Source organism: Pradoshia sp. Z3_51 (assembly GCF_058215915.1).
Genome location: NZ_JBZAJC010000012.1, coordinates 19,944 through 44,931 on the forward strand (window position 1 = coordinate 19,944; position 24,988 = coordinate 44,931).

The following is a 24,988-nucleotide window of genomic DNA, read 5'->3' on the forward strand; positions in this document are numbered from 1 at the left end:
AGTCTCTACTTCTTAAAAACCTCAAAAGTTTCCTTATTGCAAGCTGTTTCCCCCATCTGAAGGGAGTTAAGAACTGTACAACCACTGTCACTGACCCCATATCACTCCATTATCGACTTCATTCGATAGCTGGATCGTTTCATCATTTATCCCATCAAGGTAGGATAAAAAACCGATTTCCGGACCTGCTCCGGTTTGAAATAGCTTTTCTTTAAAGCCATCAAACAACTTCCCTTGTCCTTCAAATTCATTTGCCGCTCTGACATAAATACGATTATCTTTAAAAAGCCGTATTTGTGCCTTTTCCAATTTCCCATCATTAGCGAGAATAACTTCCTTAGCCTTTGCTACTGTACCGGCCTTTATGGAGTGTTCATAGTTATCAATTAGTATCTCTTTCAGCCTTTTTTTGCCCAAGCCACTACTAAGCTCTTCGCTCAGAACTTCATCAATCGCCATTATATGAACTTCATTTGTGCTTTTTTCTGGATAGCTGTTAGCCAGTTCAGTTTTTTTTCGTTCAACCATCTCTTTGATCTTTAGTTTAGTAATCGGATTTACCTCAAGAGCATCTTCCGAATCCGAGTCAGGCTGCGGAAGATTTTCTTCATCAGTTCCATCAAACTCTGCCACAAGATTCCACACTCTATCGTAAAACTCTGCTGTTGCCGCCAAACTTGCCTGTTGTGAACTTGTAAACGCTTGTTCTTTGACAGCATAAACTTTGGCATAGTTATACAGAACAATGAACATAATCATCATTACGCTTAACATACCGAGAATAAAAAGTGTCGTACTTCCATCCTCATTCAATCGTTTCCTCATTCAATCACCTTACCGCTCGCTTCACTGGAGAATGCCAGGGAAGGAGCGCCATTTGGAAATAATTTATCCGGGAAGAAGATTAGTTCTATATTTACTGAAACTTTAGCTGTAAATGTATCTGAACTTGTCACTGATGTTTGCGCACTATTAAAGGTAAGATATTTAGCCCCCGTCTGGACTGTTTTCTCCGCTGCAGCTCTTGCCTGATCCCATTCACCTGTTATGGAGTATACCTTAGCAGCCTCATTGACAGCTGACTGTGTGACAATAACTCCATGGACTCCGACAACGAATTGCCAAATAATCAGCATTAGCATAAAAACAAGAGGTACCATACCCAAAAATTCGAGAGTAGCAGAACCATTCTCACGCTGGATTAGAGCCTTCCATTTCATTAAGCCCACTCCTCCTTAGCTGATCGATTTGCCTCCAATGTATAGATTTCTTCTCTCCATTTGATAATAAAACCTGTGATGATAAGTGTGATGATTGGGAAGAAGACCAAATTTAATAGAATATGAGAAAGAATTTGTGCAGCAAAAGAAGTAGTTAATGAGAGAATTAATAGTGTAATTCCTCCAGAAATCATCAATTCAATTAAAGACATCCCTAGAATTAAGAGAAAAAGTTTAAAGAAATGCTTTTTACCTAGCCTAATTCCTGATTTCCAACTCTTCCATATACTTTTATTATCCATTGCAGCTACAAAAGGAATCGGATATAAAAGAGTTAAAATAATCAACCCCGGTAAAAGAAATAGTATAATTCCAACGGTCGTTAAAAAACTAGCAAGAATAGCAAAAACAAAAAATTGAAATCCATTAGCAAAAAAAACAAAATAAGCATTTTTCAAGCTTCCTTCATGTCCCTGGTATTCATTAAACATATATCTTATTAACGGAACTTGAGCGAAGAGCATTAAGAGAACAGTTAGAAATGTGTAGTAAATATCAGATATTATTGTCGTTCCCAACACAGTCGGTGTAACCGCATATATATAGTTTGATAACAAAGCGTGGCCTAGTAGCAGGGGAAGTATAATTGTTACTCCCAACAAGAGTATATGTTCAAATCTGCTGGTGAAAAGAGCAAATGCTTCACGAAAAGGCTTGTCCATTAATCTCCATCCCATCATATTCATTATTTATAATTCCATAATAGAAATTCTTATCTATTAAAATTTTCAATCATAACTAATTCCTTAATAAACGCACCATTTCTTGCAACTTACGCTTATCAATATTTTTATATTTTTGATGTGATGATTCCTTCAATCTTTCAAAACTGTCTATGGTAGCTATTACATCTTTCCAAATCAGCTCATCTTCATTAAACAAGGACTTTTCAAAGTCTTTTTGTGCATTTGAATCACAATATTTTTTTAAATTGGTAACAATATAATAGTAATCTTTTTTATCAAGATTATTTCTATGATTTTTCAAATGGCTCAACAATTCCCGATTCTTATGCAGTTGATCATATTGAGACTTAACTTGCAGATAAATAATTAAGTCCAGCTTACTTCCTATTAGAACTAATTGCTCCCTTTGTTCAACTGTAAACAGATGATTTTCATCAATTTTTTTTGCTATTTTGGAAAATTCATTGTTATATTCATTGGTCTTTTCTTGGCACCATAATATAAAATCAGTAAACTCATTAAACTGATCTTTCAACTTAATTTCTTCTTCACTCTTCACCCACAAATTTAAGATATCGTTCATTTTATTAAGCGTATTATTTATCTCCTCTGTCACTGCAATTCGAGGATGAACGATGGATTGTATTCCTATACAAGTACGGATAAAAGAACCGATATGATCAAGGGCAATTTCCTTTTCGTTGACACTTGAATCGCCTTCTGTAAACACTGCATATCCTTTAGGGGTATTATTAAAGCTATACTCCGCTAACCACCACTTTCTTTTATTATAAGAAAGAACAAAATGAATAATGGTAACTTTCTCAAGAAGCTTTTTATACTTTTTGGCGTATTTCTCCACTGTGGTTCTTTCCATACTTGGAACCTCTCTCATAGCTATTTTCATATTATGTCTAAAAAAGAATGGGAGGAGGGGTAAAAGTTTTCCTCCCATTTTGAAGATGGTTTATGAAAACGCACCCCTTAATGATTTAAACCAACCTCCGACTTTCTTCTTAGCATTATTAACCCCGCTTTTTATAGAATTCCAATGCTTTGCAGCATATTTAACACCTTTTGAAACGCCCCAAATGCCTGCCCCAACAAGGACCATTGTTGCTCCAACTGCTTGTACACCTGGAAGAGCACTCGCCACAGCACCACTAGACATTAACAAAGAACCAAAGCTTTCTGTTGCACTGGCTACTGCAGTTGTTTTCTCTGTTCCTGATGCTGAACTTTTTAATACATTGATTGCTTTCGAAGTATTTTTAGCAGTATCAATCGTTGAAAAAACTGTTCCTACTACTCCTGCCGCTGCATTAAATTTTGCCAATGTACCAAATTTTGCAGCTGAATTCGCAAGAGAGGCATTCCTGTAGGCTGAGGTAAGTCCCCCCAACCCGGAATTAGCAGCATTCTGAATGGGAGAATAGGTTCTCAGCGTAGTAATTGCATCGTTAACGCTGTTTATATTATCAGCCCATAAATATGATTCATATGCCATATTAAAGGATGAGTTCGATTCACCAAGCCCCAGCCTGAATCCATTCATCATAAGTCCATATATACTATTTGGCTTAGTCAAACTAAACTTCCCATTTTCAATTACATTTACAAATTTGACTTGCCCCGCAATTACATCTTTAGCAATATATTTAGTAAGACCATAAAGGTCAATGTTACCTTCTGAATCTGTACCATTTACCTCATCAACTGAAATACGTCCTGGAGCGTATAAATAAGGAAATCCGGTCTGTGGATTTATAAAACCATTATTTCCACCTGTGATTGAGTTAGCGCCATTGGAAGCATCCGATGACCAAGGCTTTCCTGTTGCCGGATTGATTCCACTGATATCATCGCTACTCCATGGCTTTCCGGTAGCCGGATTAATTCCGTTAATCTCATCATCAGTCCATGGTTTTCCCGTAGCCGGAATAATTCCGTTAATCTCATCGCCGGTCCACGGCTTTCCGGTAGCTGGATTAATTCCGTTGATCTCATCGCCAATCCACGGCTTTCCGGTAGCTGGATTGATTCCGTTGATCTCATCACCGGTCCATGGTTTTCCGGTGGCCGGATTAATTTCGCTGATTTTATCCCCCGTCCATGGTTCTCCTGTCGCAGGGTCTATCGGGCTGACGCCATCACCAGCCCAACCATCTTGACTCCACTTATCCTGATTCCATCCCTCTTGGGTCCAACCATCTCGCTCCCAGCCTTTTTGCTTCCAAGAATCCCCTTTCCACTTCAAATCGGAGCCATTCCAAGCATCACCCTTCCAGGCATCCCCGGTCCAGCTGGCCGCCGCAAGAGGAATAGAGATGGAATGGAACAGGACAAATAATATGGCAAACATGACAAGGAGCTTTCTTACCAACCTATTTCGCTTCACCTTAACCTCCTTACTCATATCAGGAAGTAGTGTTTAATCAAGGTGTATGACTTTTCCTATTATTGCGTATTTTGATTGTATTTCTCTTCGATTTGTTTTTTGGTATCTTCGAGAGTTTTCGCATTTAAATTCTCGAGATCTTCTCTTATTGTCTTTCTGGCTTCATCCATTTCTTTTGCTAATTCGGATTTTCTTGAAGTTAAGTATTCTTTCTGTTCAGATGTTATAAGGTCTTTGTTTCTCAATCCATTAATAATAAAAACCATATTATTCTGTTGCTTTTGGATATTATTAGAATACTCATTATTCAAACTGTTAGTATCCAAATATCTTTTATTACGGTCTACCTTGGCATCATAATTAGCATTTTCCTTCCATTGTTTCCATTTCTCTAAAGCATTTTTAGCCTTATCAAATTCCGACTTTAGTTGATTACTGTTATGAACATTTGTATAAGTTCCATTCGATGCAGTTGCCATTTCTTTCAATTGTTTCTGTCCTTCTGAATCGACACCAAAACCAATAATATTAATGACAGGTTGCAAATCAGACTCTCCAAGTTTTTTAGCAGCTTCTACAGGGTTCCCATCACAGGTTTCAATTCCATCACTAACCACGTATATCATGTTCGTATTTTTATCACTCTTAAACTCTTTTAAATCATTCTGAGCATCCATCAACGACTGAGCCAAAGGAGTCCAACCAGCAGGTTCAAAGGAACTCAATGCTTGGTTAAACTCTTTTTCCTTGTAGGATCCAAACTTATAAACTAACTCACTGCTATCACAAGATAATTTTTTATCACTGTCCTTACTTGTTCCTTTATGACCATATACTCGAAGGGCAACATTGGCTTTTTCAGGCGCACTCATTAAGAATTGCTGAATCGCTTCCTTCGCTACAACCATTCTTGTTTTACCATTAGTTATATTAGCCATACTCCCACTAGAATCTAAGATAACCTCAATATTGTAATTTTCCTTAAATTGATATCGACTATCTTCTATTTCAGGATCACCAAAGGAACTCACCTTCCAACTATCTATAACCGTTTGTGGGTCTGTAACATCTACAGAAACCTGACTTACTATATAGTTAAACACTTTGTCTAATTCCTCTTCCGTAGCATTCTCTGGAATACCTTCCATCACCTTCAAAAATTCTTGATAGGATTCTGGATTCGAATCGTAGCTGATATCTGCATAAGGTCCTTGAGGTTGGTTAGCTAAATATTCCGGACTCATCTTTACTTCTGGAGCAGCTTCAAATTTTTCAATCCATGAAGTTTCTTCAACTGAGACATTTTCTTTTGGTATAGCATTCTCCGGATCTGTTTCTTCTACACTGTTCACTTCTTCAGTACTATTTTCTTTAGGCTTCTCATTTACTTCTGTTTCTTTTTCTTGATCAGTGCATCCTGATATAAACAAAGCAGCAACTGCTATTAGCACCCATTTTTTCAAGACCCCATACCTCCTAGTTTTTGTTGTATAATTATCAATCAGCAACCATTTTATCTAGAAGGCTAGTAAACTTAGTTTTAACAGTTTCACCAAGGTCTCCCCCAGCAAACGCTGTCGAAATAACCCCAACCAAAATAACAATAACCGCTGCAATCCCAATCCATTCCAAAGTCTGAGATCCTCTTTCGTTTTTCACCAATCCACCTAGCTTAGTTGTTGCCTTTACGTACATTCCTGTTAAATAATTCATTTCCATTCCTCCTATTATTCTTATAATTTTTATTATTTTAAACTCCCTTTGGGAGGGGGTTACTTAAATAAACTTCCAATGCTGTTTTCACCATAAATCATATTTAAGACCATTAATCCTGCAATGATCATAAGTGATACAGGTGCTACTACAAAGGTGGTTACCATTGTTACTTTTGGAGAAGCCTTGGCTGCGAGTTCTTTAATTTTCTCTTCGCGGAATTGCCTCATGTCCTCGGCTTGTACTTTAAATGTCGTTGCGATTGGCACTCCCAGCTTTAATCCTTGTATCAGAGATTTTATTAATCCCTGGAATTCCTTATTATCATTTCTCTCCAACAGACCTCTGTATGCCATCTCACGAGGAACACCTAAATCAATCTCATGGTTAAAACGGGAGAATTCCTCGTGTAGCGGTCCTTCAAAATAACGGATAACCTCACGTAAGGTTTGATCCAGACTGACACCAGCCTGCAAACTGGTACTCACTGTATCTAGGAAGTCAGGTAAATCATGTCTTAATGCTTCCTGACGTTTTCTAGCTGCCTGCTTCAACAGAATAATAGGAGCCATATACCCAATTAGCGGCATAAAGATCGGACCAAATTGAGCCAACGGAAATCCTAGAATTAAAAAGATCAAAGAACCAAAGAAAAGCGTAACAGCCAACCAAATTTTCAGACCCTGGAATCTGTCCAGTGTTAAATTATAGGGACGTCCTGATTTTCTGAGCAAGTCTTCAATATCTTTATTTTCACTAAAGAAGTTTATCCGTTTCCCTAGTTCAGCAAAATCATCCGAATAACTGAGAAGTTTATCAGTAAGTTTTGAGTTCTTTTTCTTCTTTTTAGGAACACCCAAATACCCTTCATGGACCGTTTCTGCAATATGGCCAATGAGTCCCCTTTTCTCATTTAAATAGCGGGAATAATGACGGATCGTTAATGTAAAAAACAACCAAAATAACAGCACACATAAAATAATTAGAGCATCCATAATTTACACCTTTATATTCGTGATTTTTCGAATCAAGAAAAACGAAAGTACAACACCCGCTGCAAACAAAACAAGTAATACAATTCCCGGTCCAGTCCATAGCGGATCTACAAAGCCATCCACTGAAGCGTTCATAATCAAGACGAGAAACACAGGCATTGCCGGAACAATAAATGAAATATATTTTTGCTCGGCTGTCATGGTTTTAATAGATTGATTAAGGATTTTGCGATCCTCAAGTGTGTTGGACATGGATTCTAGGATCGCTGCCAAGTTACCACCAGTTTTCTTCTGAATGAGCAACGTCGCTATAAACAGTTGGAAATCCCGTGATTTATTTTGTTTTTGAATAGAACGCAGGGCGTATTCCAATGGGACCCCCAATTTCAACTCCTGCGAAATTCTTTTAAATTCTTTTCCTGCCGGTGCGGGTGTTTCTTTCGCCACCAAATCGATTCCCTGAGTTAGTGTCATACCCGATCTGGCCGCATTTCCGAGCAAACGACAGATATCTGCCAGTTGGTCATTAAAGCGTTCTTCATATTTATTTTTCCGGACCATGAATAAACCGGAATGGGCACCTAGTAAAATCAATATAGGTATGATTACACTAAGAGGGAAGGGGATTTTAAACATATTTGTAAAGACCAAAACTAGTCCCAGGAATCCAAGCAGATGAAAGCCAAGATATTCAGATGGGGTTAATATAAGATTTGCATTATGTAATTTCTCTGCTAAAACTTTAGCCCGATCTGTTTTGTCGTATTTATCACCCAAACCGACAATAAAGCTTTTACGTTTTTCTTCTGGATACCAGGTTGCCAGCTTCTGTTTCCATTCACGTTTTTGGGCACGGTAGCCAAGATAAAAATAAATGCCAACTATAAAAGCCAACATAGCCACACCAGCAGTGAGAGGGATGTAAAGCATTTCATTCATACACCAATTCCTCCTCCTTTGGCCTAAAGATTACTTCATCCAAGTGAATACCGAATATACGAAGTCTCTCGAGTGCTTTAGGAACTAAGCCTGTTGCAGTATGGTATCCCAATACCTCTCCATTCGCTCCCATACCTGTACGTTTAAAATGAAAGATATCTCTGATTTGAACTTTATTTTGTTCATCAACGCTTACTTCAGATATATGGGTGATTTTCCTTTTCCCATCTGATAAACGCTCAGCTTGAATGATATAATCCAAAGCCCCTACAATATACTCCCTTACAATATGTGACGGTAAATCCATTCCCGCCATAATCACCATTCCTTCAACCCTGCTCAGTGCATCTGATGGGGAATTGGCATGCACAGTCGTCAACGATCCTTCATGACCGGTATTCATAGCCTGCAGCATATCAAATGCTTCCGATCCCCGTACCTCTCCGACAATAATCCTGTCAGGACGCATCCGTAGGGCATTTTTTACTAATTGTCGGATCGTAATTTCCCCACGTCCCTCAACATTTGCAGGTCTTGCCTCCAGTCCGACTACAGATCCCCGATTTAATCGTAGTTCAGCTGAATCTTCTATTGTAATAACTCGTTCATGAATCGGTATGGACTTTGCAACAGCATTCAGAAAAGTAGTTTTCCCACTTCCTGTTCCTCCAGAAATCAGCACATTCATTTTTGCTTCAACTATGGCCTGAAGGAAGGTCGCCATAGTTTCATCTAGAGAATCAAAATTCAATAAATCCTGCATCTCAAATGGTGTTTTACGAAATTTACGGATAGAAACCAATGTCCCGTTTAAACTGATTGGCGGGATAACAGCGTTTACACGGCTGCCATCCGGAAGACGAGCATCGACCATTGGAGAACTTTCATCTATCCTTCTCCCAAGAGGAGCAACCACTCGGTCAATAATATGTCTAACATGGGCTTCGTCTCTAAAATTGACATCTGATCGTTGCAATCTTCCCTGTTTTTCAATAAAAACTTCAGCGGGGCCATTAATGAGTATTTCTGTAATTGAATCATCATTGAGCAACGGCTCTAATGGACCAAAACCCACTGATTCGTCGATAAGCCTAGCTAACATCGTCTCTTTATCGTACCGCGGGATCACAACTTTTTCTTCAGACATAAATGCGCTGATTAAGCGTTCGATTGTGAGCCGCTTTTCGCCTTCAGATAATGCTGTTAGCGTATCTAAATTGGTTTCAGTTAGAAGTCTGGTTTTGTAATGTTCAACCAATTCATCGATATAGGGATTTGATTGCAAGGAATTATACGTAACCTCTTTTTCAATTGTTACGTCCCTTTTTTTATTAAAAAGTGCCATAATCTGCTCTCCTTCCAAATCGCCATTCGATTATTTCAATAAGCCGGCAACCCATTTTTGAACATCCTTCGCTACTGCAGGGAGCCGCTTTTCCTTAGCTTCTTTTCGAATAGGTTCACCTTTATTAATGGAATGAAGAACACCCTTTATATCCTTTTTAATTTCTGCGGCAATCGGATATTGAATGAATCTACTTAAATCTTTGCCATTTAATTCGCTATCTTTTCCTGTTTTATTGATAATGATTTCCATACGTTCATCTAAATGAATTCCCAGGCGTTTGAAGAGTTCCTCTACACTTTTAAACACACGTATGGAAGGAGTATCAGGTGTAATAACATAGAAGATTTTATCTGCTTCTTCAATTGCAGCAAATGAGGCAATATCAATGTAGCTAGGTATGTCAATAATGACAAAATCAAAACTTCTCTTGCAAGCTCTGATTAGACGTTGAACATAGTCTTCATCTATGGACTCTGCAACTTCTGTGTCTCTTGGACTCAATAAGACTTCAAGTCTCGAAAACTTCTCTTTCTCCGTCACGTTTCGAATATGGCTGTCATTAATCTCTTGTATGACAGGTTTCAAATCGGCAAGTGAACGGTTCGTTTCAATCCCAAGATAAGTTTCAATTCCTCCGTACTGCAAATTTAAATCCAGTAAGATTACTTCCGCAGTTGAATCGAGCTTCAAGGTTTGAGCAAAGGCGGAACTAATGAAGGTCGTACCGCTTCCCCCTTTTCCACTATAAAAAGCCAAAACTTCTCCTCGTCCCCTTGAAAAGATAGACGAATTTACAGCCCCGCTCGCTTTGTTAGTTTTAGTCATTTCTTTTAACGTTTGAAGCCTTTCTGATAATAAATTAATTTCATCGGGGATAACTAAATAATCCAATGCGCCCGCACGCAAAACTTCTCTCACTAATTGAAAATCCTGAATGGAATTCAAAAACATAACCAGCGTTTCAGGACTTGTCCTTTTAATCTTTTGTATGACCTCTATTACTGGCGCTTCCTGTCGATTGAGAACTAAAGCAATATCTATGTGCTCGCCATCTTCTAACTGCTGGATAACACGGCTGGTTGATACCAGTGTAAATTTGGGATACTCAGACAAAATATCCTTTATAGCTGTATAAATACTATTATCTTCATCTCCTATTACCAGCAATGATAATTCTTCATTCATAAAACCTTCCCCCGCCATCTCTAGAAAATAGGTACAAACTAATTTGTTTTTTATTCTTTCTCTTTATCCTTAGATGTATCTTTTCCAGGATCTGCTTCCTTATTTTTTTCATCTGCTTCAGTCTTTTTTACCTCTGGCTCCTTCTTTTCTACCGGTTTTTGCTCAACTACTGCCTCTTCTGTTACCACCGGTTCATTTTTCTTTGCGGCTTCAGGAGTCTCCGTAGCCTGACCTACATTTGATTTAATAATCCGGACACTGTCTGCGTAATTCTGCATATGTATTAATTCCGGAGCCTTGTCCAATGGAATCTCCAGTTGAACACCCTGAAACTTATTATCTTTTTTGGCTATACGGGCTACTTTTACGTCTTTCATAAATATTTTAGTTTGAGCCTTATTCCCTTCCAATTTATCTGAAACGATAATATCTACACGATCCAATGCTTCCAATGCCTCATCGAATAGGACTCTTTCATCCGACATCATCGAAATCAATCGATTATTTTCTTCTAATACTACAGAGGCTTGTTTAAGAATATTCTTAGAGATGACGTCCCCTTTACTTAGCGGAACGACTAATACCTTATTTTCTAAATCACTGACATTTGTAATATGGTATTCCTCCAAATACTTCTTTGGAATATCTTTTGTCGTAATCATAGTAGGCTTTAATTCCTGTCTTGAAGAAATATCTTCATTAGCTGCATAAACGGATACAACTGTCCCTAAATCATTGTTTAAAGCCTTTACCTTCTGCAATACAAAGAATCCGGCCAAAATAGCTAAAAATAAAGATAATAGCATGAATATAATAGCTTTCCTTTTTGACTCTAACATCGGTTCCCCTCAACCCCTCTTTCCTTTACATAAAATCACAAAATATTCACTTTAATAGAAATTATTATAACTTTTTACATAAATTGCAAATAATTTAATAGAATAAGATGTTAATTGGTAAAAAAGTAATATATGACCCCCTCTTTCATATTTTTAAACCTAAATTTGATAATTTTGTGACATTTTTCGTTAAGATATTTTTAAATACCCTTACATTAATTGGATAAACTAGTGCATTTTTACTATTTATTAAAAATAGCATTTGTTTTTTATAGTTATTAAAGTCTAAAAAATTAGGGATTGAATTGTAAATATATTGGGGATTTAATAGCAATCACTTGAAGAGGAGAGCAGAGATATAAAGGTCGTTTACTAATAAAAATAAACAATTTTACCCTTTAATTTTTATATTCGAAAAATAAAACTAGATATGTTGACTCAATAATTTTAACTCAAACTTATTTTCAGCCAGGACTATAGAAGAATCAAAAAAAAGACGTGTCCAACCTGGACACATCTTCCTTTATTTACCTTGAATAGCTTGATCAGCAAGAAGGAGTGAGCCAACTACGCCTGCATTGTCACCCAGTCCGGGAGAAACGATATAAGAATCGATGGCTGTATCCAGTTCAGGTAATACAACATATTGATTAAGTAATTTTTTTAAATGGTTATAGATAATCGGGAATACATGCTTTTGCTTCATAACCCCGCCGCCTAAAATAATCTTCTTTGGAGATAGGATTAAAATATATTGCATAAGGGCTTGAGCGATATAAAACCCTTCCATCTCCCAAACTTCTTCCCGCCCTTCCAGGTTAACCGCTTTTTGGCCCCAGCGTGCTTCAATCGCGGGTCCCGCTGCTAATCCTTCAAGGCAGTCTTGATGGTATGGACATTTCCCTTCGTAGGTGTCCATTTCATGGCGTCGAACTAGGATATGCCCCATCTCCGGATGAGATAACCCCTGTAGTAACTTTCCGTGCACAACTGCTCCTGCACCAATTCCGGTACCCACCGTAATATACAAACAGCTGTCCAGTCCTTTGGCAGCACCTAAGGTGGCCTCCGCCAGTGCAGCAGCATTTACATCCGTATTAAAACCAATTGGAACAGATAACCGCTGCCTTAATTCCTTAACAACCGGATAATCTCTCCAGGCAAGTTTCGGTGTTGCGGTAATGGAGCCGTATGTAGGACTATCGATATTTACATCAATTGGACCAAAAGAACCTACACCAATTGCATTTAGCTCATACTTTTCAAAAAAAGCGAATACCCGAGGCATTGTTTCCTCAGGTGTAGTGGTAGGAATCGTTATACGTTCCAGAATAGTTCCTGCCGAGTCTCCTACAGCACAAACAAATTTTGTACCACCCGCTTCAATCCCACCTAATAACATGTGAGCACCTCCCATAATTATCTTACTGCTACTGATATGAATGTAAAACGGTCATAGCGATGCCTGGAAAACGAATACTCGAATGGAATACCAATATCTAGATGACCAATTTGTTCTACTTCTAGTATTGGATCATGTTCACCACAATGGAGATATTTTTGATCCAACTCATTAGATTTAGAGGCTCTTATCTTCCTGTGAGCTCCACCTATCTTTAAATTCAACTTATTTTCAATGTGATGATAAATAGAATCATGCAGTACTTCTTCATTGATATCAGGAATCAAGTTGGAGGGCATATACGTTTCTTCAAGCACATACGGCTCATCCTCCACTATTCGTAAACGGATAATATGATAAACAGGTGTATTCATGCTGACTGAAAGGTTTTTGGCGATTTCTTCAGAGGGGAACTGGATATTAAACTCAATTACTTTGCTGACTATTTTTCGATCCTTCATTAAATTGGATAACCCAACAGTCTCATCACTGAGGACATTTACATTGTGATTCTGCATAGAAGATTGGATGATAAATGTACCGTGGCCACGTTTCCGATAAATCATCCCTCCCTGTGCCAAGATATCTAATGCTCTTTTCATTGTCATTCTGCTGCAATTAAATTCGCGGCATAAACTATGCTCATCCGGCATCATTTTATCAACCGGATAATATCCACTTTTAATTCGCTCTCTAATTTCATCTGATATAGTAATATACTTGGACATGCTACACCCTTCTTTTTCTAAACTTGTCTTTTTATAACATTCTCTCTTTCATTATAAAAAGAAGAAGATAGCCAAACAAGACTATCTTCAACTATCTTACTTAAAAACCATTATTTTTAGCTACCTCTTTATACCAATATCCACTTTTCTTAATGGTTCTTTCACCATCTTTATCTAAGTTTACGGAAACAAAACCATAACGATTTTTATAGGCATTTGACCAGGACCAGTTATCCATGAACGTCCATAAATGATATCCTTTTACATTGGAGCCTTCCTGGATTGCAGCATGAACCCATTGAAGATGGCCCTTGATAAAATCAATTCGGTAATCATCCTCAATCATTCCGTCAGCATTACGGAATTTTTCTTCTCCCTCTACACCCATTCCATTTTCAGAAATGAAGCATTCGATATTACCGTAGTTATCTTTCAAATTAATTAGAATATCGTATATTCCTTTTTCATAGATTTCCCATCCACGATGAGGATTCATTTTACGTCCAGGCATAACATAATTATCAAAATAGTGATCCGGCATAAATGGACCATCAGGATTCGGCATATGTTCTTTTGCCTTCACACGGCGCGGCTGATAGTAATTGACTCCAAGCAAGGATACTGTATTATTCTTAATTAACTCCAAATCCCCTTCTTCAATGACTGGCATGAAATCTTTTTCCTTCAGAATTTCAACCAACTCTGCAGGGAATTCACCTTTAACTGTTGGATCAAGGAATGACCGGTTAAAGAATGCGTCACAAATAACAGAAGCTTTTACATCTGCTGGATGCTGACTTCTCGGATAGGATGGGGTCAAATTCAAAACGATCCCAACTTTTCCATCCAGACCAAGCTTCTTATAGGCTGCAATTGCTTTGGCATTTGAAAGAATGGTATGATATGCGACTTGTACAGCATTTCGAAAATTCACTTCATTAGGATAGTGGAAATCATACAGGTATCCGCCTTCTACAGGTACGATCGGCTCGTTATGCGTAAACCATTTCTTAACGCGATCACCAAATGTTTCGAAACAAGTAATTGCATATTGTTCATAAGCATCAACTACTTTCCGATTTGTCCATCCGCCAATCTCCTGCATAGCCATTGGCATATCAAAATGGAATAGCCCAACAAATGGCTCAATATCATTTGCAATCAGTTCATTAATAACATTGTTATAAAATTCTACTGCTTTTTCATTTACTTGGCCTGTCCCATTCGGAAACATTCGTGACCAGGAAATAGACATCCGGAAGGAGTTGTGCCCAATTTCTTTCATTAATGCGATATCTTCCTTATATTTATAATAAAATTGGGATGTCTTTTCAGGTCCAACTCCATTAAAGAAGCGATTTGGCTCAACTTCATACCAATGGTCCCAAATATTTTTACCTTTTCCATCTACATCAGCCGCACCTTCAGTTTGAGTAGCAGAAGCAGCTGACCCCCACCAGAATCCTTCAGGAAATTGATAGTCTATTTGATCGTTAGTAGTTTTCAAAAAAATCCATCCTCTCGTCTCAAAGTTGATTCGTCTGTGTAGCTTAATGAGTAAGGAGACTAGCAGTAAAAGATATCTCCCTTCACTACTAGTCTTCTATTCAATGATATTTTTTATTTTTGTGCAGATGCTGCCGCTTCCGCTTCTGCCTCTTGTTCTTTTTTCACGTTAACGCGGTCAATGACTTTCAGGAATGGAAGCCATATCGCAAATACAATAGCGAAGTTTACTAGCTGTAAAATAGAACCCGCAATCGAGTTAGTTGCTAAATATCCGCTGAATCCAATTGGTACAGTCCATGGAACCGTTACGCCTGTCGGCGGTGGTACAAGACCAGTACTCATGGCAAAATAGGTAACAGCTGTCACAATCATTGGTGCAAGAACCCAAGGGATTAAGATCAATGGATTCATAACAATTGGAAGACCGAAGATAATCGGTTCATTGACATTGAATACACCAGGCAAACCGCCTAATTTAGCTACCTGTTTCATTTGTTTGGATTTAACAAAGACGAGAATGGCCAATACTACTGCCAAGGTCATACCTGTTCCGCCCATCCCTACTGTAAACGTATCCATAAATGGCTTCGAAATAATATGTGGTAACTCTTTACCTGCATTAAATGCAGCTACATTCTCTAAAGCCAATGTATTCCAGATAGGATCCATGACGGAGTTCATGATAATTTGACCGTGGAGCCCAAAGAACCAAAGGATTTGAATAAAGAATACAACAACTAGGGTTGGAATAATGCCACTGCCTAAGCCAGTAAGTGGTTCTTGAATAATCTTATAAATAACATCATGAAGATTTGTATTAAATGCTAAAGTTACGATTCCTTGTATCGCTAGGAAGAAAGTTAATGTAATAAGTGCTGGAATCAATGCCGCAAAAGATTTGGCTACTGCCGGTGGTACACCTGCTGGCATTTTAATCGTAATATCTTTTTGAACAGCTTTTCGGTAAATTTCACCTGCTACAAAAGCAGAAATCATACCAAGGAACATTCCTTTTGCTCCAAGACGATCTAGTGAGAGAACGCCTGTAATTGTTTCTCCCCCTTGTGTTTCAACCACAAACGGAGTCAGGAATAAAAAGGATGCAAGAGCAACTACTCCTCCAAATACAGCCTCAACATCATAGCTTTTTGATAGATAATATCCGATACCGAATACAACAAACACAGACATAATATTCATGGTTGCACTGCTTGCCACACCAAAAGTATCGCGGAGTGTTGTAATCGTGCCGTCACTTAAAAATGAATCCAAGAATGGTAGGTTTAATAGAACGACTACGATGGAACCGAACACGGTCAGTGGAAACGCTAACATAAAAGCGTCACGTAGGACACCTAAGTACCGGTTGTTATTCAGTTTACCTGCGATTGGCATAAGAAATTGACTAATTTTTTCAAACACGGGTCTTCCCCCTCAATTTAGGAATAATAGTAATAACCTAAAACTTTTTAGCCTTTAGCCTTAAAAATTTCCAGTATTTCTTTTACTAACTCTTTCATCGTTAAAGTAGACATCAAATGATCTTCCGCATGCATTAACAGCATAGAGAATTTCGTTTTTTCTCCTGATGCTTCCTTTTGGACCATTTGGAAATGAATATCATGAGAGATACTAAGATCTGCCTCAGCCTGCTTTAATAAGTCATCCGCTTCTTCAACATTACCTTCCCGGTAAACCCTTAACGACTGAATAATCTTACTCCTTGCATTACCGCTGTGTAAGATAAGCTGAAAGCTAACCTGTTCTTCTGTTAGTTGTTCAATTTGCAATTTTTCCATTACTTATCACCTATAAGGGAAATCGCTTGTTCATATGCTTTTTTACCATCTGCCATTCCATACGCCATCATATCGATTACATCCACTCTAATGCCATGTTTGTCTGCTTCTTTTTGCAGGTCAGCTTTAAGGAAACTCATTTGAGGGCCAATTAATACGACGTCTGCATCTGCCATTTCAGCTTTTGCCTTATCCTGACCTACTGCCCAAATTTTTGCATCCTCACCAATTGATTTGGCATGCTGCTCCATTTTAGTAACCAGTAAACTAGTTGACATACCTGAACTGCAAGCTAATAAAATTTTTCTCATATTTAAAACTCCCTTTATAGTAATATGGTAAAACCGCTTACATTTACTATTATAGACAGTTAGATTTAAATGTCTAGTCATTTGATAAAAAATGAATAAATTTTATGAAATTTCTATACTACTAAATTCACAGAATGTTCACTCTGAATGATATTAGATGAGCTATTAATGAGTGAAAGTACCTGAATTAAAGTGCATATTGTTGAACAGCAATCTAATAAAATAACGAACATCGCCTTTAAGATTCCTTTACAATTATCCAAGAAAAAAGGTATAGAAAAAGGGCATACCTACTTTAGGCATGCCCTTTTTCTATGCAATATTTAGTATTTTCTATTTTAATTCAATTGTTTCATTTATATTCTCTGTATCTGATTCATTCTTTGTTAGCTTCTTATATAAATTAACAATGTTTTTAGTGAGATTTCCGGTTTCCCAATATTCTGCTGCTTCTGCTTCTACCTTAATTAAAATGATATTTGGGTCATCCACACTTGTTTCCAGTAGCTTTTCATAGGCTGCATTCCAGAGTTCTTTTTTCTTGTTAATGTCATTTACAATTTCAGCTTTACCTCGAATAGAAACATAGGATCTACCGGCATACGCTACATTGACTTCCGGACGTTCCAGCACCTCTTTATATTTATCTGTTTCTTTCTTTGTAAAAAACCACAGATCCCCATCAAATTCGACTTCCTGAGTTTTCATTGGACGAGAAATCAATCCTTCACTAGTCTGTGTGGTGAGCATTGCAGTATCTACATCTTTAATTAACTCTCTTAATTTCTCCAACTCTTGTTTGTTCTCATTTTGAACATTTGACATGAAATCACCTCTTTGGATTTTATAGGTATTTTACCCTTTCACTAACCTTTTAATCGTGATATTGGTATTTAACCTGTAATTTACCACCTATTAATGACTCTGGGTTTCAAATAGTTGATGGCAGGGCAATACATCATATCCTATAGAGGACTTACATTAAAAAATCCGAATCTGTGGAACTATGCTCAAGACCCAAGATTTATCTATGTTAAATTACTTTATTTTAAAGCGATATTTTCTTCATCATACTTTAAAAGAACCGAATTTATAATATGAATGGAATCCCATTCTCCTTGTGAAAATTTCGTAATAGGATAGTTTCTTGGGAACAGGGATTCTTTGATTTGATATGGTGTTTTCCCCTCTTTATACTGTGTAATCACTTTTTCCTGAATCTCCAACAAATAATCCAGTTTTCTTTGTAATGCGATACGCCCTTTCTTTAAAAAGCCTGAGTGACAGCAATACACCTCTTCAAAATCATAGGTTAAGACATGCTTTAATGAATGAATGATAGCCGGTACACTTTCCTCCCGTAACACAACCTTTGTCCGAGGCTGACAATATAAATCCCCTGTAAACAACTGTCCGGTTTGCCGATTTAAAAAAGATAGGTGATCCTTTGAATGGCCTGGAGTCTCAATCACGTCCCATATAGCATGACGAGAGGCAAATGTTTTACCGATTTCCGTACCCTCAAATGGTTTTCGTCTACCCCAAAAAAGTTTGCGATACAATGGATAATCTGCTTTTTTGCGGCAATAATCAATCATCATCTTATTCATAAGAATGGGTACTTGATACTTCTGCTGTAAAAAAGCTGCACAACCTGTATGGTCTTCATGATAATGTGTTACAACAACCTGATCTATCTCCAAATCATTAAAAAATGGCCAAAATTCCTTTTCAATTGATTGAGCACCCGTATCAATTAAAACTCCATCCACACAAAAAACATACACATTCATATGTACATTAAGTAACGAAATGGTTCCATTCCCCGTCTGCACTCCATTTACCATCTCTGTTGTAAAGCTCTTTTTAGCTATCATCCCACTCCTCCTTACCGCGATTATTCGTTAAATATTATCACATAATGAATCATTATTCATTATGTGATTTACATGTGAGGAAAAATGTTTATTAATTTTAGGATTCTATCTTCTGGCATAGGTGTAGGACAGCCATTGAATAGCTGCTTTCCTACTCCTCTAACTTCCCTGTCGTACATCTATGGCTTGATCAAATTATAAATTCTCATTGATAATGAGAATTATTGTCAATATAATGTACTTAACTACTAGTTCCATCTTTTGTAATAAAGGAGGGTTTTTAATGCCAGATATTTATGATGTAACGATTGTTGGCGGAGGACCAGCGGGTTTGTACAGTGCGTTTTACAGCGGTTTACGAACCATGAAAACAAAGATTATTGAATCTCAGACAATGCTGGGAGGAAAAGTTAATATCTATCCTGAAAAGATGATTTGGGATGTCGGGGGATTGCGTCCTATGCGTGGGGAGGAATTCGTTAAGGATTTGATATCACAAGGATTAACCTTTGAACCTACCGTATGTTTGAATACTAAAGTTGAATATATTACTAAAGAAAATGGATTATTTACTCTTATAACAGATAATGGCGAGAAGCATATATCAAAAACCGTTATTATGGCAAATGGCGGAGGAATTATCTCTCCACAAAAGCTGGATATAGAAGGTGCATCAAAGTACGAGCTTACTAATTTACACTACACCGTTCAGCGAATAGAGCGTTTTAAGGATAAGCATGTCTTAATTTCCGGTGGAGGAAATGCTGCTATTGATTGGGCTGCAGAATTACTGCATGTCGCAGAGAGTGTGACGGTTATTTACCGTAAAGATGAACTGACTGCACACGAGGCTCAAATCAAAAACTTGCAGGAGAACCATGTAGAAATCATCCTCAATGCTACCATTACTTCTTTAGTAGCAAATAAGGAAAACCATGCGATTGATCAAGTGATTTTAGAGATTAATGGTGATAATAGAGCGATTGCTGTTGATGAAGTTTTAATTAATCATGGCTATAATCGCGAAGCTTCTCTCGAATTTGAAGATGGCTTGCAGCCGGAGATGAAGGATGATTACTATTATATCGGTACACCCAAAGGCGTTCTTTCCACAGAAGGAATCTTTGCAGCCGGGGATATTATATCTTACGAAGGAAAAGTAAATTTATTGGTCGGTGCCTTCCAGGATGCTCTCAATGCTGTCAACAGTGCCAAAGTTTTTATTGAACCTTCAGCATACGATACTGCAATGGTCTCATCACATAATGAAGTATTCAAAGAACGGAACGAATTATTATTAAAAGAAGAGCTTGGAATTTAATACAGAATCTATTCTGGAATTTAACATTTAACCATACATAAAGCTGGTAAATACGTAATTTTATCGGCTTTATTTAGACTTTTATCAATATCCCCACCTAAAATGAGGATGACAATAGCCATCCCTTTTTTAAAACTAAATCATTGTATCAATTTTACATATATTCACTAAAGGCACAACAACACATCTATTTTTAGACATCATAATGATCGTTTCTGAATCAACTTCCGTAATCAAAACAGTAATGAGAGTAAATGTTCATTTGCTTTACATCCTACCAGTTCTTCTGACGAGTTAAACATCCAGTTAGTAGAGGAAAAGGGCATTTGGAATAACCAAATAAAAAGAAGCAAGAATGCCGTTAATTAGCATTCTTGATTCTTTTTGCTACAGGGAACAGTAGCTTTATTTTCTGAATTAATATTTACACACAGTTAATGAACGCTATCATTTCCATCCCGATAACAAAACAGTAGAAACCTTTGATAATAAGCAGATTCCCAAGGGATATTCGCTTATTTTTTCAATAATAAATACATAAAATAAGGGGCACCGATAAGGGCAACCATAATACCTGCCGGGAGTCCGTTAGGCTCAATTAGATTTCGGCCGATTGTATCAGCGAATAATAATAACCATCCCCCAATCAAAATGGCAAGTGGGATAAATAATTGGTTTCGTGGTCCTACTAGAGTTTTGGCTATATGCGGTGCCATTAAACCGATGAAGGAGATCCCCCCTGTAACCGAGACAGCGGAAGCAGCCAAGGCAACAGCTGTGATCAGTAAAATGATTCTTTCCTTCTCAATCGACACACCTACACTAATAGCTGCAGGTTCACTAATCCCGAGAAGGTTTAAACGATTGGCTTTGAATAAAGTAAACGGAATAAGGATGACTAACCAAGGGAGCAACGCCCAAATAAAAGGCCAATCTGTTCCCCATATATTCCCTGCTAACCATTGAGCAATAAAATCTACTTTTTCTCGTTCTGCCGATGAAATAAGGACAATCATGGCACCGGAGAGGGCCATCGAAAAACCTATGCCTACTAACACGAGCCTTACCGGCTCCAACCCTGAGTTTTTCGTATATGAAAATAAATAGATGAAACATACGGTGAGGATCGCACCGAAAAACGCGACAAGAGGCAGCATATAAACAAATGAACCTGGTTCAATCGGAAAAAATAGAAAGAAGATAGCTACAGCCACACCCGCTCCAGAATTAATCCCAATAATGCCAGGATCCGCTAAATCATTCCGTGTAATACCTTGTAAAATAGCACCCGATAATGCAAGCGCCATTCCAGCCAACACTGTAATCAGTATTCTTGGTAAACGAATCGAAAATAAAACAAACTCTTCTTTAAACGTGCCCTCTCCAAGTAGTGTTGGAATGAGCCGGTCATAAGATAAAGCAGCTGCTCCCATCCCCATGCTGACAACCGCTGTAGCAATAATGAGAGTCAATAAAACAACAAGAAATAGTCGTTGTTTTTTTAGTAAAGAAGGATGAATCATGAGAATGCTTTCCCTCCTTTACGAACAATTATCAAGAAAAATGGCAACCCTATTGTAGCTACAATAGCTGCTACCGGAGTTTCAAATGGTGCATTTATGGTCCGTCCAAGCGTATCCGCGAAAAGCATAAAAACAGCTCCTGCAATGGCAGACATTGGGATAATAAATCGGTAATCCGTTCCGACGATGGCCCGTACAATATGCGGGATCATTAAGCCAATAAAGGTCATATTCCCGACAAGGGCAACAGATGCACCCGCCAGAAGGATAATGACAACATAAAGGATGAATTTTACTTGTGCCGTGTTTTGCCCCAAGCCAACAGCAACTTCTTCATTTAAACTAAGAATCGTCAGCTGTCTTGCTAAAATGAGCGCCACTAGAATGCCAACTATAATAAAAGGAACAATGATCTGGAGCTGGTCCCAACTAGTTCCAACTAACCCTCCTGAAGTCCATGCTGAAACATTTTTAGATACCTTAAAGTAAATACTTACCCCATCCGCAACCGCATAAAGGAAAGCAGATACAGCAGCACCTGCTAATACGATTCGAAGCGGAGAAAACCCTCCTTTTTTCATAAACCCCATACTAAATACCATGATTGTACCAACAGCTGCTCCAATAAAACAGCCAATCATCAACCCAAAATAATTAATAGATGGGAAAACAACCAGCGTAATTGCCAGCGCCGCATTTGCGCCGGCAGTCAATCCTAGTAAACCTGGATCAGCAAGCGGATTTCTCGTCAACCCTTGCATAATAGCGCCGGCAACAGCTAAAGCTGCTCCTACAAAAATGGCTGCAACTTCTCTTGGAAAACGAATCTCTCGCAGAACAAGAGTTTCATCCGTTTTCACGTTAGAGGTAAGAGCGAGCCATACATCTTTGACAGTCGTATCTGCAGCACCAAAAACCATGGCCGCCACAAACATCCCAGCAAGAACAAGCAAACTGGCAATCATTTTATAGACAAAGGGGACAGAACGTTTCATTTCTTTTGTCATCAGTTACTCATCTTCTCTTTCGTCAGAATAGGGGAAAAGGGATTCCAATTAGAATCCCTCCACCCGAAAATTATTCACCAAGAAATGATTTCTTGAAAAAAGCTAAATGCTTCTCTAATGTAACTGGGTCACTAAAGGAAGCACCGTCTCCTTCCATTTCATATACATGTCCATTTTTAACGGCAGGTATATTTTTATAGGTTTCAGTTTCCTGGAATGATACATCAGCAGCTGCGTATTTACTTAAAATCACATAATCTCCTGCGTATTCAGAGAGTACTTCCGTAGAAAGAGTATAGTATCCATCCTTAGATGTCATCTCTTTTACTTTATCAGGCATTTTCAATTTCATAGCTTGGTAAAGGATTTCTGTTCCGCGTGCCCAATTATCACCGTATACATATAAATTTTTATCAAAAGCTTCTATTACAGATACTGTTGCATCCTCACCGATTTTGGCGCGAATCTCTTCTCCGGCTTCCGCAGCACGTGTTTGGAAGTCATCAACCCAGTCCTCTGCTTCTTTCTCTTTACCTAATAGTTTTCCAATTTCCACATGCTGAGCTAAGTAATCCAATTTGCCCCAAGTATAGGTTACAGTAGGAGCAATCTCCTTTAATTTATCAACGTTTTTAACAGTAGATAACGCAATAATGAGATCAGGATTCAATTCAATGATTTTTTCTAGATTATCCTCTGAAACTTCGGCAACATCCTTTAATTCCTTTTCAAAGGTAGGGTTTGTTTTAGACCAAACGTCAACACCAACTAAATTCACATCCAGTTCAATCACGTTCCCAGTGAATCCTGATAGCATGACAACACGCTGCGGATCTGTTGGTACTTCGACTGGCCCTGTTTCTGATTCATATGTAAATGTTTTTGGCGCTTCTTCTTTTTTTGTATCATTTTCCTTCTCTGTAGATGAACTATTGCTGCATGCACTAATAATTAACACTGAGAGCAGCATAAACGGGAATATCCATTTTTTCATGTTTGGGTTCTCCTTTTAATAAGTTATAAGTAAGGCACATTGGTTTATTTGTTCGTGGATCTCTCCCTATTTGGGCATCAATATGGAATACTTTTCTGAGTACAGCGGGAGTAATCACTTCCTCGCAGGACCCGGCTTTTACAACTCGGCCATCTTTTAAGGCAATCATATAATCAGCAAAACGTGCTGCCTGGTTTAAATCATGCAAGACCATCACAATGGTACGTGCTTGTTCTTGATTCAGTTTTTGTAAAAGCTCTAAGACCTCTAACTGATGAGCCATGTCTAAATAGGTGGTTGGCTCGTCGAGAAAGATGATTTCTGTCTCCTGGGCTAGTGCCATGGCAATCCAAACACGTTGGCGCTGACCGCCTGATAGGGCATCTACCGGACGAAACTTGTAATCTATCGTTCCAGTAACCTCAAGTGCCCAGTCAATTACCTCATAATCTTTTTTAGTTAAACGACCAAATCCCTTTTGATAAGGAAACCTTCCATAGGAAACTAGTTCACCTACTGTAAGTCCGCTTGCACTTTCTGGTGACTGAGGAAGGATGGCCATTTTTTGTGCAAGAATCTTTGTATTATTACTTAAGATACTTTTCCCATCCAAAACGACGTCGCCTGATTGATGAGATATAATGCGTGTAATGGCTTTCAATAAAGTTGATTTCCCACACCCATTAGAGCCAATGATTGTCGTTATTTTCCGGTCAGGTATTTCTACACTGAGATCCTTTACAATTAATTCTTCCCCGTACCCAATGTTCAAACGATCTGTATAGAGGCGATTCATAGTAAACCTCCTTAAAAGGATATATAGCCCAATTTAATTGATAATGATTATCAATACGTAGTTAAATATAATTTCTTTTCCTACTTTTGTCAATCTATTTTTTCAGAAATTACCGAATTATTATTTACCTCGAGAAACACCGACTACATCTTATTGATAAAAAAAGACTGCTCCCTTTTTTACAGGAAACAATCTTTTAAATTCACCTTTTTATGTATGTATGAACTTTTTATAGAATATAGGGCTGTTAAACCGTCAATTCTAAAAGATTACCTTATAATCAAGGCAGTCGTGTTAGAAAGCTTATGTGACTGCTGATTATACTGAACATTAACTTT

The 24,988-nt window shown here is 37.9% G+C and carries 25 protein-coding genes; 1 reads left to right on the forward strand and 24 read right to left on the reverse strand.

Annotation, left to right across the window (positions count from 1 at the left end):
- Positions 1-87 precede the first annotated feature (87 nt).
- The 20 genes from AC4BHA_RS16210 to AC4BHA_RS16305 form a co-directional block, all read right to left on the reverse strand.
- Complete coding sequence (locus AC4BHA_RS16210) at positions 88-825, reverse strand: Tad domain-containing protein (RefSeq protein WP_490553735.1); 738 nt, start codon at positions 823-825, stop codon at positions 88-90.
- Positions 822-1,220 carry a TadE family protein gene (locus AC4BHA_RS16215; protein ID WP_140462279.1) on the reverse strand — a complete coding sequence of 133 codons (399 nt, stop codon included), beginning with the start codon at positions 1,218-1,220 and terminating at the stop codon, positions 822-824. The genes AC4BHA_RS16210 and AC4BHA_RS16215 overlap by 4 nt, the downstream gene beginning before the upstream one ends.
- Positions 1,220-1,942 carry a hypothetical protein gene (locus tag AC4BHA_RS16220; RefSeq protein WP_066109834.1) on the reverse strand — a complete coding sequence of 241 codons (723 nt, stop codon included), beginning with the start codon at positions 1,940-1,942 and terminating at the stop codon, positions 1,220-1,222. Before AC4BHA_RS16220 ends, AC4BHA_RS16215 begins: the two co-directional genes overlap by 1 nt.
- A gap of 76 nt (positions 1,943-2,018) precedes the next feature.
- A complete protein-coding gene (locus tag AC4BHA_RS16225) occupies positions 2,019-2,843 on the reverse strand; it encodes a hypothetical protein (protein WP_066109837.1) in 825 nt (274 codons plus the stop codon).
- 90 nt (positions 2,844-2,933) lie between these two features.
- On the reverse strand, positions 2,934-4,364 hold the full coding sequence (locus tag AC4BHA_RS16230) for a hypothetical protein (protein ID WP_490558916.1): 1,431 nt from the start codon (positions 4,362-4,364) through the stop codon (positions 2,934-2,936).
- A gap of 59 nt (positions 4,365-4,423) precedes the next feature.
- A complete protein-coding gene (locus tag AC4BHA_RS16235) occupies positions 4,424-5,827 on the reverse strand; it encodes a VWA domain-containing protein (protein ID WP_066109843.1) in 1,404 nt (467 codons plus the stop codon).
- 34 nt (positions 5,828-5,861) lie between these two features.
- Positions 5,862-6,077 carry a hypothetical protein gene (locus AC4BHA_RS16240; protein ID WP_066109846.1) on the reverse strand — a complete coding sequence of 72 codons (216 nt, stop codon included), beginning with the start codon at positions 6,075-6,077 and terminating at the stop codon, positions 5,862-5,864.
- 59 nt (positions 6,078-6,136) lie between these two features.
- Positions 6,137-7,072, reverse strand: coding sequence for a type II secretion system F family protein (locus AC4BHA_RS16245; protein ID WP_066109849.1), 936 nt, complete (start codon positions 7,070-7,072; stop codon positions 6,137-6,139).
- A gap of 3 nt (positions 7,073-7,075) precedes the next feature.
- Positions 7,076-8,011, reverse strand: coding sequence for a type II secretion system F family protein (locus tag AC4BHA_RS16250; protein ID WP_077248199.1), 936 nt, complete (start codon positions 8,009-8,011; stop codon positions 7,076-7,078).
- Positions 8,004-9,356: a TadA family conjugal transfer-associated ATPase gene (locus tag AC4BHA_RS16255; protein ID WP_066109852.1), complete on the reverse strand. Its 1,353-nt coding sequence runs from the start codon at positions 9,354-9,356 to the stop codon at positions 8,004-8,006. Before AC4BHA_RS16255 ends, AC4BHA_RS16250 begins: the two co-directional genes overlap by 8 nt.
- A gap of 30 nt (positions 9,357-9,386) precedes the next feature.
- Positions 9,387-10,544, reverse strand: coding sequence for a CpaE/TadZ family protein (locus tag AC4BHA_RS16260; RefSeq protein WP_066109856.1), 1,158 nt, complete (start codon positions 10,542-10,544; stop codon positions 9,387-9,389).
- Positions 10,545-10,594: 50 nt separating this feature from the next.
- Entirely contained in the window at positions 10,595-11,383 is a 789-nt protein-coding gene (cpaB, locus tag AC4BHA_RS16265; protein ID WP_490558917.1) for a Flp pilus assembly protein CpaB, read from the reverse strand.
- Between the two features lie 523 nt (positions 11,384-11,906).
- On the reverse strand, positions 11,907-12,785 hold the full coding sequence (locus AC4BHA_RS16270) for an ROK family protein (RefSeq protein WP_490558918.1): 879 nt from the start codon (positions 12,783-12,785) through the stop codon (positions 11,907-11,909).
- A gap of 17 nt (positions 12,786-12,802) precedes the next feature.
- Positions 12,803-13,513 carry a GntR family transcriptional regulator gene (locus tag AC4BHA_RS16275; RefSeq protein ID WP_066109866.1) on the reverse strand — a complete coding sequence of 237 codons (711 nt, stop codon included), beginning with the start codon at positions 13,511-13,513 and terminating at the stop codon, positions 12,803-12,805.
- A 100-nt stretch (positions 13,514-13,613) separates the two neighbouring features.
- Complete coding sequence (locus AC4BHA_RS16280) at positions 13,614-14,999, reverse strand: glycoside hydrolase family 1 protein (protein WP_139063889.1); 1,386 nt, start codon at positions 14,997-14,999, stop codon at positions 13,614-13,616.
- Positions 15,000-15,133: 134 nt separating this feature from the next.
- On the reverse strand, positions 15,134-16,444 hold the full coding sequence (gene celB, locus AC4BHA_RS16285) for a PTS cellobiose transporter subunit IIC (protein ID WP_066109871.1): 1,311 nt from the start codon (positions 16,442-16,444) through the stop codon (positions 15,134-15,136).
- 47 nt (positions 16,445-16,491) lie between these two features.
- Positions 16,492-16,821 (reverse strand): PTS sugar transporter subunit IIA, encoded by a 330-nt coding sequence (locus AC4BHA_RS16290; protein ID WP_066109874.1) that lies wholly within the window; start codon positions 16,819-16,821, stop codon positions 16,492-16,494.
- Entirely contained in the window at positions 16,821-17,132 is a 312-nt protein-coding gene (locus AC4BHA_RS16295; protein WP_066109877.1) for a PTS sugar transporter subunit IIB, read from the reverse strand. Before AC4BHA_RS16295 ends, AC4BHA_RS16290 begins: the two co-directional genes overlap by 1 nt.
- A 333-nt stretch (positions 17,133-17,465) precedes the next feature.
- Entirely contained in the window at positions 17,466-17,957 is a 492-nt protein-coding gene (locus AC4BHA_RS16300) for a pyridoxamine 5'-phosphate oxidase family protein (protein WP_140462274.1), read from the reverse strand.
- Positions 17,958-18,175: 218 nt separating this feature from the next.
- Positions 18,176-19,009 carry an MBL fold metallo-hydrolase gene (locus tag AC4BHA_RS16305; protein ID WP_140462273.1) on the reverse strand — a complete coding sequence of 278 codons (834 nt, stop codon included), beginning with the start codon at positions 19,007-19,009 and terminating at the stop codon, positions 18,176-18,178.
- Positions 19,010-19,292: 283 nt separating this feature from the next.
- Here AC4BHA_RS16305 and AC4BHA_RS16310 point away from each other — a divergent pair, with 283 nt between their 5' ends.
- Positions 19,293-20,330 carry an NAD(P)/FAD-dependent oxidoreductase gene (locus AC4BHA_RS16310; protein WP_140462272.1) on the forward strand — a complete coding sequence of 346 codons (1,038 nt, stop codon included), beginning with the start codon at positions 19,293-19,295 and terminating at the stop codon, positions 20,328-20,330.
- Positions 20,331-20,845: 515 nt separating this feature from the next.
- Here AC4BHA_RS16310 and AC4BHA_RS16315 read toward each other — a convergent pair.
- The 4 genes from AC4BHA_RS16315 to AC4BHA_RS16330 form a co-directional block, all read right to left on the reverse strand.
- Positions 20,846-21,853: a FecCD family ABC transporter permease gene (locus AC4BHA_RS16315; RefSeq protein ID WP_490553684.1), complete on the reverse strand. Its 1,008-nt coding sequence runs from the start codon at positions 21,851-21,853 to the stop codon at positions 20,846-20,848.
- Positions 21,850-22,860, reverse strand: a complete 1,011-nt coding sequence (locus AC4BHA_RS16320) for a FecCD family ABC transporter permease (RefSeq protein WP_140462271.1) — start codon at positions 22,858-22,860, stop codon at positions 21,850-21,852. Before AC4BHA_RS16320 ends, AC4BHA_RS16315 begins: the two co-directional genes overlap by 4 nt.
- 70 nt (positions 22,861-22,930) lie before the next feature.
- Positions 22,931-23,854, reverse strand: a complete 924-nt coding sequence (locus AC4BHA_RS16325) for an iron-hydroxamate ABC transporter substrate-binding protein (RefSeq protein WP_066109895.1) — start codon at positions 23,852-23,854, stop codon at positions 22,931-22,933.
- Positions 23,805-24,650 (reverse strand): ABC transporter ATP-binding protein, encoded by an 846-nt coding sequence (locus tag AC4BHA_RS16330; protein ID WP_066109900.1) that lies wholly within the window; start codon positions 24,648-24,650, stop codon positions 23,805-23,807. The genes AC4BHA_RS16325 and AC4BHA_RS16330 overlap by 50 nt, the downstream gene beginning before the upstream one ends.
- Positions 24,651-24,988 lie beyond the last annotated feature (338 nt).